A 15,082-nucleotide genomic window follows, 5' to 3' on the forward strand; every position below is an offset into this window, starting at 1 on the left:
AAATAACCAATAATCAAATTCCAATGACCAATGAAAAGGATAATGACCAATTTACCAATAACCAATTGAACAAAGGGAAAGGCACAACGGACTGCCTGTATCGTTTTTGGTTATTGGTTATTGTCTGTTTGTCTGGTTATTGGAATTTGGTCATTGGTCATTATTTTCCGTCTTGTATTTTTCCTCTTCGGAATACCGGAAGATTTCGAAGACGGAGATGAAGAGAGCGAGGACGAGGGGGCCCAGGATGAACCCTATGAAACCGAAGAACTTGATACCCCCGAGGATGGCGAAGAATATGGCGACCGTGGGCATCTTCATCTTGCCCTTGATGATGAGCGGCCTCAGAATGTTGTCAACGGAGCTTATCGCAAGAACTCCGACGAGAATGAGGATGACACCTTTCAGATACTGTGCCTGAAAGAAGAGATAGATGACGATAGGGCCCCAGACGATGAAGGTGCCAACCACGGGAATGAAGGACGAGACGAACATGGCAAGGCCCCAGACCATGGGGGAGTGGATGCCGAGAAGGGCAAAGGTGATGCCGCCGATGATCGCCTGCGACATGGCGACGACGACACCTCCATAGATGGTGGAGATGACGATGTCCTTTGTCTGCTGGAGGAGCCGCGAGCGCTGCCGTTGGGAAAAGGGCATGAAGCTCTCCAGCTTTTCGATGAGGGCGGGACCATCCTCGAGAAAGAAGAAGGTGCACAGGAAAATGAAAATGAAATTGATGCCGCCTGTGACGATATTGCCGAAACCCGTCTTTATGAGACCCGTGGATGCCTTGGCCACGTTGAGAATGCCGTGGGTGACGGCTTCGTAGAATTCCACTTCCGTCATGCGGAGGATAACGAGGAGTTTCTGGACAAAGGTGTTGACCACCGGGTGGCCGAGAAAGCTCTGGAGCAGGTTGCTCTCGGTTCCCTGGAGGCGGTTCACGAGAGAGACCGTCTCCAGGGTCAGAAGATAGGCGAAATAGGAGAAAGGCCCGATGATGATAAGGAAGATGGCGAGGAGCGTGAGCACCGATGCGACCGCCCTGTACCTCACGTACCTCAGGATAAAGGCGTAGAAAGGATAGAAGACGAGAGAGAAGACGACAGCCCACATGATGGGGGATAGAAAGGGGTCGAGGATCCTGTATGTCAGGTACCCGAGCACCGCGACGATGAAGATGAGGACGAGATCGTAAAACCTGTTGCCCGTGATCATTGGTCCGCCCGAAAAGACATAAGGCTGTCCCCTCCCCGGGGGACAGCCTTAATGAGTGATGTCAGAGATTGATGGCGCTTCAACCCTGTTTTTCTCTTTCGTAAGCTTCCTTCCCGGCCTCCACGGCCTTGCCGATGATGTTCTTCTCCTTGTCGAGGAGTTCCTTGCCCCTGTCGACGAGGCCCGATGCCTTGCCCTTCACCTGGCCCACATAATCCTCGGCCCTGTCTCTGGCGTCCTCGGCGAATTCCTTGATCATCTTCCTCGTTTCCTGTCCCGTCTTCGGCGCCGTGAGCAGTGCCACGCCCGCGCCGATTATTCCGCCGATGAAGAAAGAGAGAAGAACCGTACCCGCACTGAAACCGCTGTCCTGCTGTCCCATACATTACCTCCTTTTTTTACTGCCGCGTTCCGCCCTTTGCGCAGACGTTTCTCAGAAAATAACCTATGCCCGCCTTGATCCCGGCTTTCAATCCCTGTGTTTCGCTGACCGACGCCTGAGCCGCGTTCTTCACCGCGAAGCTTACCTGTTCCACGGCCTCTCCGACACTTCTCACGGAGCCCGAGAGATACCGGATATCGTCCGTCAGGGTGCCGACGTCATCGGTGATCTTCCTGACGCTCTTCAAGGTCGCCTGCAACTCGTCCAACGCCGGTCGGAGACTCGTTTCCGTGGTCTCCACGAACCTCTCCAGCGAGGCGATGGTCCTCTTGAGATTCAGTATCATATAAACGACGTACACAACGAGAACAACTGCCGCCAGGGTTATGATACCCAGAAAGATGTTGTTCATGACACCCCCTCTTTGTCGGGACCGACCGCGGAGCAGGATACGTATGCTATGCCTTATCCCGTGAACGAACTCTGTACATTATAACCACTCTGATACCGTAAGACAAGGTTTCGGAAAGAAAAAACCGTTTCAGGTTCCACGTTTCAAGTTTCAGGCAAGAGACATGAGAACCGTTTCAGGGATAAAGACCGGTCCCAGGTTCCAGGGAAAGATAAGAAACCTTTACAGGTGTTGACAGCCCATCCCTTTTCACGGTCTTTCTCTGGTAACCTGAAACGGTCTTCTTTTCTTGAAAGTTGAAACCGTCTGTCCATATAATAAGGCAACAAAAAAGCAGGTTGTGGTCACGTGTCCCTGTCGCCCACGGCTCATTACCCATTACCTGTCTCCAAGGAGGATGTGATGAAGAGTGCGGTTATCCTTTTCGGGAGTCCCCGGAAGAAGGGCAACACCGTAGAACTGGCCCGGGCGATGTCGGCCGTGTTGAAGGACAGGGGTTGGGGTGTACGGATGCTCTATCTCAATGACCTCAATATCCGGCCCTGCCAGGGCTGTTATGTCTGCCTGCCAGGGGGCGTCTGCAAGATAAATGATGACATGAAGGATGTCCGCAAGTACATCATGGAATCGGACCTCATCATTTACGCGACACCGATCTACTGGTTCGGCCCCTCGGGGCAGCTCAAGCTCGTCATGGACCGGTCCATCGCCTTCATGGACGAGAGCTATGGGTCCCGCATAGAGGGAAAGAAGGCCGTCACCCTGACGACCTTCGCCGACGAGGACATGGACTCCTGCCGTCCGGCGATCGACATATTCCGGAAGACCTTCGACCTTCTCAAGGTCGCCTACGCGGGACAGGTCAACGCGCCGGGTTGCCAGACGGAAGGAGGCGTCAGACAGGAGTACATAGACAAGGCAAGGACCCTCGCCGAATCGCTGGCATGAACATCCGCGGCCCCTTCTACTTTATCACCAAGAAAACGGGCAAGGCCATCTGGGACTACAAGATGATCTCCGACGGGGACAAGGTCATCGTGGCCGTTTCCGGCGGCAAGGACAGCCTGTGTCTTCTCAAGATCATGCAGGAGCGGCTCAAATTCGTGCCCATCGACTACGAGCTCATCGCCTGTCACGTGGACATGGGTTTCCCCTGGGTCAACGCGGACGTGCTCGCCGACTACTTCGAAAAGGAAGGTCTTTCCTACATCATCGCCAGCCCCCCCGGGGACTGGACGGGAGACATCGAGAACCTCGACTGCTTCTGGTGCAGTTGGAACAGGCGCAAGGCGGTCTTCGACCTCGCGGGGGACATCGGGGCCAACAAGATCGCCTTTGCCCACCACATGGACGACATCATCGAGACGATGCTTCTCAACCTCTTCTTTCAAGGCGAGATCGGTACCATGATGCCCTACCAGGAGATGTTCGACGGCGAACTGGCCATAATCCGCCCCCTCGCCTACGTGGAAGAGAAGGAGCTCACCCGTCTCGCGACGATCCTTAACCTGCCCGTCATCGCCTCGGAATGCCCTCGCGGCGACGTCTCGAAGCGCAGCCTCATGAAAGGCATAGTTGCCGACCTCAAGAAACACAACCGCAACGTGAAGAAGAACATCTTCCGAAGCCTCGCCAAGATCCGTCAGGAATACCTGCCGGAAAAAGCACCAAAATGAAGACGGTTGCAGCCGCTTGAGCCGCTTGAGCGTTTAGAGACAACTTTCTTTAAATACCGTCCTACGGGGTCCCGGGATGATGGGGATTTTGGCTTTTAGCGTTCAAGCGGCTCAAGCGGCTCAAGCGGTTTAAACCGTCTTCACCCCAGTGCCGGCAGCAGCCTGTCGAATACCCAGAAGGTGATGACGAGGCCGAGGATGACCGCGTAGGCGCGCGGCAGGACGGACCGGATGCCTGTCGGTATCCTTTCCAGCCAGCGGCGCGGCAGGATGCTTGCCGTGACGAGGGCGATCAGGAAGAAGGAAAAGGGGTTGTAGAGGAGGGCGTCGGAGGGGTTGCCAGCGATGAGGCAGAGGATGGCGCGGGTCATGCCGCAGCCGGGGCAGGGGATGCCCGTGAGAAGCTCGAAGGGACAGAAGACGGGAAGGACCCCCGCGAGCGTGCCGAAGGGCAGGATGCCCGTCGCGTGCACAACGGCGAGGACAAGAAGAAGAAGGGCAAAGGCTGAGGCCATCTTTCGGGGGATGAGGTGGTGGTCCATCTTATTTGCCGAAAAACTTGTTGATCTCATTCTGCTGTATCGCGTCGGTCACGATGTTGAGGCCGATTATCGTAAGGATGAGGCTTAAGACCGGCAGGTCCTTGGACCTCAAGTAACCGCGTGAATCCTGGGCCTCCACGATGCCCTGGGCCATGTAGTACTCGTAGTAGATGTGGTAGAGACCGCATGTGATGAGCGTCAGGAAGAACCAGAGCCAGAAGCTGTATCTCTCCTGTCCGAGGAGGTGATTGATGGCGCGCATCTGCCGGGCCTGCCAGAAGAACCAGTAGATCCCGCAGGTTATGACGGAGAGGATGACATCGAGGGCGATGTTCGATGTGAGGGTTCCCGACGGGGGCTCGGAGAGAGGGGGTTGAGACATCCTCCCCTGGTTCACCTCCCCCTGCGGGGCGCCTATGGACTTCCCGCAGGCGGAGCAAAACAGGGACCCGGGGGCGATCTGGATTCCGCAATGAGGACAGACGGTTATCCCCGAGCCGGAGGCACCGAACTCCTTTCCGCATTTTATGCAGAATCGTGATCCCTCGGGGCTTTCGTTGCCGCACCTCTCACAGCGCATGATGTACCTCCTCCTGAGTTTTCCCGATTGTACCAGCGGTGCAGGGAATTGTAAAGCGCGAGTGGAGGGCCGCGATGAGTCCCCCGATGGGGGGTGATATTCGAGAATGGTCTAAAGTTTGAGGTGATTATCACGATAAACCAAGTTAGATACCGCACCTTACGAGCCATTCAGCGAAACACCAATAATCTGGAAAGGGTGAACCATGATCAAAAGTCTCAAGATCGGCACCAAATTCATGCTTTTCATCTCCGGCGTCATCACCGTCTCCGTGATCATCACGGCGCTGACCTGCCTCGGCGTTCTTTACATGGGAATGCCGCAAAGTGATTTTCTCGCGGCATTCAACCGTATTGTGCTCTTTGTGGCTGCCATCGCCGTCACACTCATCACTGCCGTGAGCGTCATGTCTTTCTTCTACATGCGCAGGAAACTCACGGTGCCCCTCGGCGAGTGTGTCGAAGCGGCGCGACGGCTGTCGGAAGGCAATCTGGCGGTAGACATAAGCGTGCGCGGCGACAACGAGACGGCCCTGTTGCTGGAGGAGATGCAGAACATGGTCCTCCGCTGGCGGGCCGTTGTCCACGAGGTCAAGGAGGCGGCGGACCAGATGACAGGTGAAAGCCGCCAGCTCAGCATCCATGCCGGCCAGATGAGCAACGGTTCCTCGCAGCAGGCGGCAAAGTCCTCACAGGTTGCCTCATCGGCGGAGGAGATGGCGCAGACCATCGTCGACATTGCGAGAAACACAAGCGACATAGCTGCGTCGGCGAGCACGGCCGTCAGTATCGCCAGGAGCGGCGCCGACGTGGTGAGCCGATCCATTGAGGAGGTAAAGAGCATCGCCGAGGTGGTCAGAAGGTCGGGCCAGATGGTGGAATCGCTGGGGAGACGATCTGAGCAGATCGGTGAGATCGTGGGGCTGATCAACGAGATCGCCGACCAGACGAACCTTCTGGCCCTCAACGCCGCCATTGAGGCCGCGCGGGCGGGAGAGGTGGGCAGGGGATTTGCTGTCGTCGCCGAAGAGGTGAAGAAGCTTGCCGAAAAGACGGCCGACGCCACCCTGGAGATCGGCCAGACGATCGACGGAATGCGCGCGGAGGTCGAGAACGCGACGAGGGCCATGGAAGAGGCCGGTGTGAAGGTCGGGGCCGGCGTGGAGCTTGTCTCACGGACGGGCGGGTCGCTGGGGGAGATCGTCAGCAGCGCCGAGGGCCTTCAGACCATGGTCACACAGATAGCCTCCGCGACGGAACAGATGTCCGCCGCGTCGGAAGAGATCAATCGTGAAATCGTCCAGATAGCCGCGGTAACGAACGAGACCTCGGCAAGTTCGGAGGTGACGGCAGCTTCGGCATCGAGCCTCCTGGAACTGTCCGGTCGACTGCAGAACCTGATGGGCAGCTTCAGGATAAAGTGAAGACGGTTTCAGGTTCCACGTTCCAGGCTTAAAGAAAGTTGAACATTCTAAGGTCTTTGACTTGAAACCTGGAACCTGAAGCCTGGAACGGTCTTTTCTACGTGAAGAGGTGGCCTATCATTCTGTTCAGCATGGGGCCGCCCTTCACCTCGGTCTCCAGCAGGGGTATGGTTGCCCTCACCCCGTCGCCGAAGATGTTCCATATCTCTTCCATGTGCTCGTCCTGCATCTTGACGCGATGGTGGACGAACTCCGCCGCGTCGGCGCCCACCTGTTCTTTCTGGATGATGCCATTGACGACGACGCCGCCGACGGGGATGCCGAACTCGAGGAACCAGTTTATGAAGCGGGTGATGACGGCGATGGGGAGGCTTTCGGGCAATGTCACGAAGAAGAACGCCGTCAGGGCGTTGTCCGTGAGCAGCGACTGGGCCCGCGCCATCCTGTCTTTGAAGCTCAGAAGGTACTCCATGAGAGGGTCCTGCTCCTCCTTTTTGGAGAAGGAGAGCATCTCCCGGAGCGACTTGGCTTCCTCCCTGCTCTTGAGCATCTTGTCGACCCAGAGCGAGTAGACCTTCGACATGCCGAGCAGCCGGCGGGCGTTGGCCGTCGGAGCCGTGTCGAAAACGTAGAAGTCGTATTCGTCCTTGAACATGATGTCCGTCATGTTCTCGAACATGGCCGATTCCTCGAAGGCGGGGTTCATCGTCGCAGACTCGACGAACTCATCGGCCTTGGTCGTGATGTCTGCGAACTTGAGGAACCAGTTTATCTTCTCCCTGATCTCCTGCTTGGACCTCTCTATGGTGTCCTTCGTGTCTATCTCGAAGGCGTGGCAGAGGGCCTCGTCGCAGACGACGGCCGTTTTGCCGAAGACGTCCTGCCCGAGGAGGTTCGACAGGCTATGGACGGGGTTGGTGGAGGCCAGCAGGGTCTTCTTCCCCTGTTTTGCCGCCCAGAGCGCGGCGGTCCCGGCCATGACGGTCTTGCCGACGCCGCCCTTACCGCCGAAGAAGATGTATTTCAGACCGGGATGGTCCTGCATGAACTTGGTCATGTTTGTTGTTATCTGGCCCATTGAAGAATCCCTCCCTTAACCAAACATGGTGTTTGACAGCTTCTCGATCATCTCGAGACCGGTGACGTCCCGTTCCATCTCGGGGACCCAGGCGTGTATCTGGTCCTTGAAGACCTCGTCGATCACCTTCAGGTAATGGTCCTGCATCTCGATGCGATGCTTGAGATAGTCGGGGATGTTCTGCCCTTTCAGCTCGGCGGGGAGGACCCTGTTGACGATGTAGCCGCTTAAAGGCACGTCGAACTTCGCGAAAAGGTCGGCGGCCTTGAGGGTGTCGTTGATGATCATCTCCTCGGGGGTGAGGACGAAGAAGAACGCCGTCTTCTGCTTGTCCGTCAGGATGCTCGATGACTTGTTGATGCGGTCCTTGATGTAGAGGAGTTCATTGAGAATGGCGTCCTCGTCGAGGTCCTTGTCCCTGCGTATCGTCGCGGCCACCTGGTCGTACTCGCGCATCTGCTGGCGAAGACCGGTGATCTTCCCTATCCAGGCGTCGTAGACGGAGGCCATGCTGAGATAGTAGAGGGCGTGGCCGAGGGGCACGAGATCGTAGATATAATAATCGTAGCCGCCCTTGACGACGATGTCGACGACCTCGTCGAAGATGGCGCTCTCTTCCATGGCCGGCTCCGCGGCCGCGGCCTGGATGTAGCTCTCGATCTCCTCGGGTATCTTGTCCATGCCGTACATGTCGAGGATCTTCTGACGGATCTCCTGCTGGTATTCCCTGACGCGGTGGTCCGCGTCGATCTCCTGCGCGTACAGGTTGGGCATGATCTCCGTCGGGCCCTTGCCGAAGATATCCTTCTTGAAGATATCGCTTAAGGATGCCTGAGGATCGACGGAAAAGACGAGCACCTTCTTCCCCTGTTTCGCCAGGTAGTAGGCGGCTGCGGCGGAAAACGTGGTCTTGCCCAGGCCTCCCTTGCCGCCGAACATGATGTAATGCCTGTCCGGATACTGTTCGAATATTTTTGCCAGTGAAATGGGAACCACCCCCTTGTTTTGAGTTATGCTGGATCCTTCAAGCCTTCATCCGACACAGGCTCGCGTGCCATGCGATCTGCCGCCGAGGCCTCATGCCAGGGCGTCCGTCAGGTCCTTCTCCCGGAGCATCCTGCGCTTCCAGGTGGATATCTGGGGGACAACGTAGGGCAGGAGCCTCAGCGAATAGTACGGCGGCAAGATAGGCACCCCGAGCATGTCACCCATGGTGATGAGGATGAACAGGTGCTCCATGCTTGCCCGCGATTTCAGGGCGAAACGCGCGGAGTCGTGTGCCGCGACGCCGTAGACGAACTCCTTCACCGCCCCGAAGAAACCACCTTTCTTCTTCTCTTTTCCTTCTTTTTCACCCATGTTCCTTATATCTCCTTAATGAGGATGGGGTTGCGCCCCCTCATCCTGGTATCTCAGGCCCCGGCCGATTCGGCCAGCTTTCCGTTCTTCAAGGCCCGGTATTTGTTGAATGCCTTGACTCCCTCGATGCCGAGGATGATCGCCGCGACGACGAGGAATATGCCCACGAGCCCCATGAGGGTGTTGCCTATGAGGGCCTGACCCTTCACGGCCCCCGTGAGCACCTTGTTGAGGAGGTTGTAGGACGTGTAGAGCAGGGCGGCGATGGTCGTGATGAACATGAATATCATCGGCCACAGGGCCCAGGAATAGGACTTTCCTTCCGACATGAGCCACGCTGTGATCAGCATCAGCGCAAGCGATGCCATGAGCTGATTGGCGCCTCCGAAGAGCACCCACAGGTACTGCCACCATCCGGTGAGGACAAGGACGATGCCGAGGATGCTGGCGATGAAGGTGCCCACGTGGGCGTTGCGGAAAACGGGATGCCAGCCGGCGAGAAGCTCCGACGTGGCGACCCTCATGAAGCGCACGACAAGCTGCATGATCGTGATCGCGAGGACCACCATCATGACACTTCCGTAGGACCTGCCTATATCCGTGGGAAGCCCCACGGCGTTGAGGAACTTCGCCACGCCGGCCGCGAAGACCCCTCCGGGGCCGAGTTTGATGGCCGCCCCGTAATCGGCGGGGGAGGCGTATATGGTGCCGGCTATGATGAGGGCGAAGGCCGCCAGCATCATCTCGACGAACATGACGCCCGCGCCGACAGGCCGCGCGTCCAGTTCGTTCTCAAGCTGCCGTGCCGTGCCCGAGCTCGACACGATGCTATGCCAGCCCGAGATCGCCCCGCAGGCTATGGTGACGAACATGATGGGCCAGACGGGGCCGATGGGGATCGAGAAGCTCGTGACGGCGGGCAGGGTGAAGTCGGGGTGCAGGATGAAGATCCCGATGATCCCGACGAAAAGGCCGATGAAAACGATGTAGGCAGCGACGTAGTTGACGGGCAGTGCGAACTTCCAGATGGGCAGGACAGCGGCAAAATAGCAGAAGACGAAGGCCGCCACCGCCCACAGGAGCCGGCTGTTCGACAGCGTCTCGCCTATTATCTGATTCGAAGGTGCCACGGTGCCGACCCAGATGCCGGCCATTGCGATGATGACGGTGACGATCGTCGTGAGGATGATGTCCCGTTTCCACCTGTAGATCATCTGTCCGGCGACGATGCCGGCAACGGTCAGGAAGAGCCATGCCATGGGTGCCGGTTTCAGCCGTATGGCAGTATCGACGACAACGTTCCCGAAGGCGCCGGCGATGAGGAGGAGGTAGAAATAGACGAAGGAGAGGAGGATCGTCCGTGCCCGGGGGCTTATGAGCTTGTGGCTCAAGCCTCCGAAAGAGGCGCCCTCGTGGCGCATGGCCATGATGGCGCTCCCGTAGTCCTGGACCCAGCCGATGAAAAAGGTCCCCAGCAGTATCCAGACGAGAGCCGGGAGCCAGCCCCACTGGATGGCGATGATGGGGCCGATGATCGGCCCGGCGCCGGCGATCGATTTGAACTGGTAGCCGAAGAGGACGTTCTTGCTCGTGGGCATGAACTCCACGCCGTCCATGTACATCTTGGCGGGTGTTGCCTTCTTGGGGTCCGCCTTGATGACCTTCCTGTCGATGTACCCGGCATAAAGGCGGTAGCCCACAAAGAACACGACCAGACTGATTATCAGGACAACCACTGAGTTCATATGTTCACCTCCGTGTTGCGTTGGAATGGTGTTGTGCGTTCACATGCTGTCGCCACATCTTTCTTGTGTTCTGGTTTACCTTATTCTCCTCCTATAAGAACCATTTTGCAATAAAGAAATTATGGTGTTAAGCTGTTATACTGTCCCGCGTGACCATTCTTGTCCTTTTCGCGTTCACCGTCTATAATTGTGTCAGGAGAGGTGCAGATGGCAGAAGACAGAACACGCCGGGTCACATCCTCGCTTGTCAAGCCCCTGATCGCCATCATGGTCCTCGCGTGTCTTTTCGTAGGAGTGTTCCTCGTTGTCACCCAGTATTACAGCAACACCCTCTTTGAGGGTGTCGAGAGGGAGTACCGCCAGGGCCTCATCAACACCGTTTCCGTCGCCCGCAACATCATAGAGCCGACACTTGCAAAGGTGCGTTCCGGGGAGATAAGCCGCGAGGAGGCTTTGCGTCGGATACGGCCCGTCGTCCGCGCCATGACGTACGAGGACCGCAACGGAAAGAACTACGTCTTCATGTCGTCCTACGATGGTATCATGCTGGTCCAGCCCTACGAGCCGGTCAGGGAGATGACGAACCAGTGGGACCTCCGGGACGTCAGGGGGACGTACATCATCAGGGAACTGGTCAGGGCCGCCAGAGAGCGCCCGGAGGGGTCCTTTGTCCGGTACCACTACTATACGCTTCCCACGGTTCACGATGTTCAGGAGAAGCTTGCCTACGTGGTCGGGTTGCCCGAGATAGGGTCCTACATCGGTACGGGCATCTACATGAGCACCGTCCTCGAGGATCAGCGGAGGATAGTGGCAAAGATGAGATACGTCTCCATATGGCTTCTGATCATGTTCCTCGTGCCCGTTTGCGTCGCCGCCCTTATCGTTCTCAACAGGAACAGAAGGCTCCTCGACGAAAGGGAGAATCGAGCGAGGGCGGAAAAGAGCCTGGCGGAGAGCGAAGCGAAATACCGTTCCATCTTTGAGAACTCTGTCATGGGTATCTTCCAGTCGTCGCCGGAGGGCCGGGTCCTCGGGGGCAATCCGGCCTTCAGCCGCATACTGGGCTATGCCTCCCCGGAAGAGATGGCGGAGGCCCTGACCGATGTCACCCGCCAGTTATACGTCACGCCCGGTGACCGGGCCAGGTTCCGGGGTGCTCTGGAGCAACAGGGCTACGTCGAGGGGTTTGAGACCGAGTTCTACAGGAAGGACGGGACGAAGGTCTGGGCGTCGGTGAATGCCCGCGCCGTCAAGGACGGTGACGGGAAGATCGCGTACTACGAAGGCACCGTGGAGAACATCACGGAACGCAAGAGATCGGAGGAGGCCCTGCGCACGAGCAGGCTCCAGCTGTCGCAGGCGATGGACCTCGCGAGCATTGTCTACTGGGAAGTTGACCTTCCGGAGGAGATCTTTGTGTTCAACGATCCCTTCTATGCCTTTTGCGGCACCACCGTCGAGCGTGAGGGAGGGTACCGGATGACGAGGGAGGAGTTCGCGGTGCGCTTCCTCCCCCCTGAAGAGTGGCCCTTGTTCCACGGGATGGTTGAGAAGAACAGGACCCTGGAGGATGCCGCCTGGTTGCCCGCCGACTTCGAGCACCGCATCATCCGTCGCGACGGGAAAGTGAGGAATGCGCTCGCGCGGACGAGGATCGTGAGGGACGACGAGGGCGTGGTCCTGAAGATATACGGGGCGGTCCAGGACATAACGGACCGAAAGATTGCCGAGAGGGCCCTCGTCGAATCGGAGGAGAAGTACCGGAATGTCGTCGAGAATTCCCTGATCGGTTTCTATATCGTACAGAACGGACTGTTCCGATACGTGAACAGGCAGTTTTGCGAGATCGTCGGATACAGCTATGACGAGATCGTCGACAGGCTGGGTCCGCTCGACATCACCCATCCCGGCGACCGTGATATGGTGGCGGAGAACATTCGGAAGAGGGCGGCCGGAGAGGCGGAACGCATCGAGTATGATTTCAGGACGGTCAGGAAAGATGGCAAGGTCGTCAACCTGAGGGTCATCGGGGCCACCACCCTGTTTCAGGGCGAGAAGGTGCCTTCGGGGAGCATCATAGACGTGACGAGGGAGAAGACCCTGGAGGATCAGCTTCTCCACTCCCAGAAGATGGAGGCCGTGGGCACGCTGGCGGGAGGTATCGCGCATGATTTCAATAATATCCTCACCGCCCTGGTGGGGTATGCAGACCTCCTGAGAATAAGTATGAGCGACGAGACCCTGCTGGCATACGTGGACCAGATACTGTCCGCCTCGCAGAAGGCGACGGATCTCGTGCGGGGCCTTCTGGCCTTCAGCAGGCAGCAGGCCATCATCCTGAACCCCGTTGGCATAAACAGCATCGTGAGAAGGACCGAAAAGCTCCTGAGAAGACTTGTCACGGAGGATATCGAGGTAAAGATCTCCCTCGCCCCCGAGGAGATCGTCATCACCGCCGATACCACCCAGATCGACCAGATACTCTTCAACCTTGCCACCAACGCGAGGGACGCCATGCCGGGCGGGGGGACCCTCGCCATAGAGACGCGGGCGGTGGAGCTCACCGAAGACTTCCGTCATCTCCACGGATACGGCCAACCCGGGAGGTACGCCCTTCTTTGCGTTTCCGACACCGGTGTGGGTATGGACAGGAAGACGGGGGAGAGGGCCTTCGAGCCCTTCTTCACCACCAAGGAGGTGGGGAAAGGTACGGGGCTCGGGCTTTCTACGGTCTACGGGATCGTGAAACAGCATGACGGGTACATCTCTCTGTACAGCGAACCGGGCAAGGGAACGACCTTCCAGATCTATCTGCCCATCGCGAAAGGCGCCGGCAGGGAGGAGGAAGCGCTCCCGCCCATGGTCGAGGGAGGTCATGAGACAATCCTTGTCGCGGAGGACAACGACATGGTCCGGGAACTGATCTGCCAGGTTCTCGCCCGCTACGGGTACACCACTGTCAAGGCCATCGACGGGGCCGACGCGGTTCAACAGTTCAGGAAGGCCGGCACCGTCGATCTCCTCATCCTCGATTCCGTGATGCCGGGAATGAACGGGCGGCAGGTATACGACGAGATACAGAAGCTGAGGCCCGATATCAGGGTGATCTTCACAAGCGGCTATACCAGGGACGTCTTTCTCGACAAGGGTATCGGGGACGGTGATCTCGACTTCCTCCAGAAACCGATCTTGCCCGACGTTCTTTTGAAGAAAGTGAGGGAAGTGCTGGGCGACAACAGGGATACCGGTTGACCCGCGAGTGATCGTCCGTCATGCCCGTCCTTTCCAGAGAGCGCTACTGTTTTGCGCGTCAACAGCGTGAAGGGAGAGGGTTGCGCCTGGCGGAACCTGTATTATACTTACCTGTAAGGTAAGCTTGCCTCGCCACTTTGGTCCGAAGGGTTCCGGTCCCCAACCGGAGTGAAGGCGCCCCAGCCTTCACCACCCTTCGCCAAGGTGGTTTTTGTTGTGATCCTATTTTGTTGTTCCGTCACTCCATGTTGCGCCCGCGAACTCGGCATTATCCAGTTTGGCACGAGATAGGTCCGCACCGGTGAGATTCGCCTCGCAGAGATTCGCACCGGTGAGATTCGCCTCACTAAGGTCCGCACCGGTGAGGTCGGCCTCGAAGAGGTCCGCGCGGGCCAGATAAGCACGGGAGAGGTCCGCGCGGGTGAGGATGGCATCCGTAAGGTCCGCGCGTGCGAGGATGGCGTCGGTGAGGACAGCGCCGGACAGGTCTGTATTGGACAGGTCTGTATTGGACAGATTGATGCCGGCGAGGGTAGCGCGAATCAGATTGGCTTCGGAGACATTGGCGCGGACGAGATTGACATCGGACAGATCCGCCTCGGACAGATCCGCCCGGGCAAGGTCCGCGCGGGCCATGTATGCTCGGGAGAGGTTGGCTCGGGAGAGGTTGGCGCCCGAAAGGTCGGTCCCGGTCAAGCGGGCGTCAAAGAGATTCGCCCCGGACAGGTCCGCGCGAGTGAGGTTGGCACGGGACAGATCCGCCCCGGCAAGGTTCGCCCCGGCAAGGTTCGCCTCAGAGAGGTTTATGCCGGAGAGGTCGGCACATTCCCCACCCTCGTCTACCGACAGCCATTGTTTGTGTCTCAGCAGGACCTCTTTCAGTTCTTCTTTTGTGATATTCATAGGACTCCCTCATGGATGTGTACGAACAGAGATACTACTAATCAACGAAACATTTATCAAATGAATTCGGCTGGACGATTGTTTTCCCGCACCCCCCATGCGCCCCCGAAACACATCGGAGGGAACATTCCTGAAATGCCGAGATGCCACCTGATCTGTCAGGTCGCGCGCTAATCTGTCAACGTATCGAGATCGTGCCCATTTGCCCTGATGGGGCATGATCGCCGTTCCGGGAAACAGGGTGTCTTCTCCTTTAAGCAACAAGGGAGCGTCTATAAAGGAGATTCTGGTTTTGCAGGGGCGCCTGCTGCCACCAGCGGAAGTGGACCGTCTCACCGGAACAGGTCAATATTGACATGGTCACTGGTCGCGGATATCATGTGAAACAGGTACCTTCGTGAACAAAAGAAAGTGTGCTGACCCTTTTGAGCAGACGGCATCGAGAGAGCGACTGGAATTCGAAAGATTCCTGGCCGATCTTTCTGCGAGATTCGTTTCCCTCCACC

The 15,082-nt window shown here is 57.7% G+C and carries 14 protein-coding genes; 4 read left to right on the top strand and 10 right to left on the bottom strand.

Annotated features, from left to right (window positions below; genetic code table 11):
* Positions 1-150: 150 nt before the first annotated feature.
* The 3 genes from GXX82_15960 to GXX82_15970 form a co-directional block, all read right to left on the bottom strand.
* Positions 151-1,221 carry an AI-2E family transporter gene (locus tag GXX82_15960; protein NLT24537.1) on the bottom strand — a complete coding sequence of 357 codons (1,071 nt, stop codon included), beginning with the start codon at positions 1,219-1,221 and terminating at the stop codon, positions 151-153.
* A 79-nt stretch (positions 1,222-1,300) separates the two neighbouring features.
* A complete protein-coding gene (locus tag GXX82_15965; protein NLT24538.1) occupies positions 1,301-1,603 on the bottom strand; it encodes a YtxH domain-containing protein in 303 nt (100 codons plus the stop codon).
* A gap of 16 nt (positions 1,604-1,619) precedes the next feature.
* On the bottom strand, positions 1,620-2,015 hold the full coding sequence (locus GXX82_15970; protein ID NLT24539.1) for a DUF948 domain-containing protein: 396 nt from the start codon (positions 2,013-2,015) through the stop codon (positions 1,620-1,622).
* A 402-nt stretch (positions 2,016-2,417) separates the two neighbouring features.
* Between GXX82_15970 and GXX82_15975 the strand changes: the two genes are divergently transcribed.
* Together GXX82_15975 and GXX82_15980 are read left to right on the top strand one after the other, a co-directional pair.
* Complete coding sequence (locus GXX82_15975; protein ID NLT24540.1) at positions 2,418-2,963, top strand: flavodoxin family protein; 546 nt, start codon at positions 2,418-2,420, stop codon at positions 2,961-2,963.
* Positions 2,960-3,691 (top strand): tRNA 2-thiocytidine(32) synthetase TtcA, encoded by a 732-nt coding sequence (locus GXX82_15980; protein ID NLT24541.1) that lies wholly within the window; start codon positions 2,960-2,962, stop codon positions 3,689-3,691. Before GXX82_15975 ends, GXX82_15980 begins: the two co-directional genes overlap by 4 nt.
* Positions 3,692-3,831: 140 nt before the next feature.
* On the opposite strand, the gene GXX82_15985 is transcribed toward GXX82_15980, so the two are convergent.
* Both GXX82_15985 and GXX82_15990 read right to left on the bottom strand, forming a co-directional pair.
* Positions 3,832-4,263, bottom strand: coding sequence for a DUF2752 domain-containing protein (locus tag GXX82_15985; GenBank protein NLT24542.1), 432 nt, complete (start codon positions 4,261-4,263; stop codon positions 3,832-3,834).
* Entirely contained in the window at positions 4,235-4,813 is a 579-nt protein-coding gene (locus GXX82_15990) for a DUF4234 domain-containing protein (protein NLT24543.1), read from the bottom strand. Before GXX82_15990 ends, GXX82_15985 begins: the two co-directional genes overlap by 29 nt.
* Before the next feature lie 205 nt (positions 4,814-5,018).
* On the opposite strand from GXX82_15990, the gene GXX82_15995 reads away from it, so the two are divergent.
* Positions 5,019-6,236, top strand: coding sequence for a methyl-accepting chemotaxis protein (locus GXX82_15995; protein NLT24544.1), 1,218 nt, complete (start codon positions 5,019-5,021; stop codon positions 6,234-6,236).
* Between the two features lie 97 nt (positions 6,237-6,333).
* On the opposite strand, the gene GXX82_16000 is transcribed toward GXX82_15995, so the two are convergent.
* The 4 genes from GXX82_16000 to GXX82_16015 all read right to left on the bottom strand — a co-directional run bounded on the left by GXX82_16000 (position 6,334) and on the right by GXX82_16015 (position 10,418).
* Positions 6,334-7,314: an ArsA family ATPase gene (locus GXX82_16000; GenBank protein NLT24545.1), complete on the bottom strand. Its 981-nt coding sequence runs from the start codon at positions 7,312-7,314 to the stop codon at positions 6,334-6,336.
* Between the two features lie 15 nt (positions 7,315-7,329).
* Complete coding sequence (locus tag GXX82_16005) at positions 7,330-8,301, bottom strand: TRC40/GET3/ArsA family transport-energizing ATPase (protein ID NLT24546.1); 972 nt, start codon at positions 8,299-8,301, stop codon at positions 7,330-7,332.
* A gap of 90 nt (positions 8,302-8,391) precedes the next feature.
* Positions 8,392-8,673 carry a hypothetical protein gene (locus tag GXX82_16010; protein ID NLT24547.1) on the bottom strand — a complete coding sequence of 94 codons (282 nt, stop codon included), beginning with the start codon at positions 8,671-8,673 and terminating at the stop codon, positions 8,392-8,394.
* A 53-nt stretch (positions 8,674-8,726) separates the two neighbouring features.
* Positions 8,727-10,418, bottom strand: a complete 1,692-nt coding sequence (locus GXX82_16015; protein NLT24548.1) for a hypothetical protein — start codon at positions 10,416-10,418, stop codon at positions 8,727-8,729.
* Between the two features lie 207 nt (positions 10,419-10,625).
* On the opposite strand from GXX82_16015, the gene GXX82_16020 reads away from it, so the two are divergent.
* Positions 10,626-13,673: a PAS domain S-box protein gene (locus tag GXX82_16020; protein ID NLT24549.1), complete on the top strand. Its 3,048-nt coding sequence runs from the start codon at positions 10,626-10,628 to the stop codon at positions 13,671-13,673.
* A gap of 222 nt (positions 13,674-13,895) precedes the next feature.
* On the opposite strand, the gene GXX82_16025 is transcribed toward GXX82_16020, so the two are convergent.
* A complete protein-coding gene (locus GXX82_16025; GenBank protein ID NLT24550.1) occupies positions 13,896-14,576 on the bottom strand; it encodes a pentapeptide repeat-containing protein in 681 nt (226 codons plus the stop codon).
* Positions 14,577-15,082: the final 506 nt, after the last annotated feature.

Origin of the sequence: Syntrophorhabdus sp. (genome assembly GCA_012719415.1) — a bacterium.
Classification (GTDB): Bacteria; Desulfobacterota; Syntrophorhabdia; order Syntrophorhabdales; family Syntrophorhabdaceae; genus Delta-02.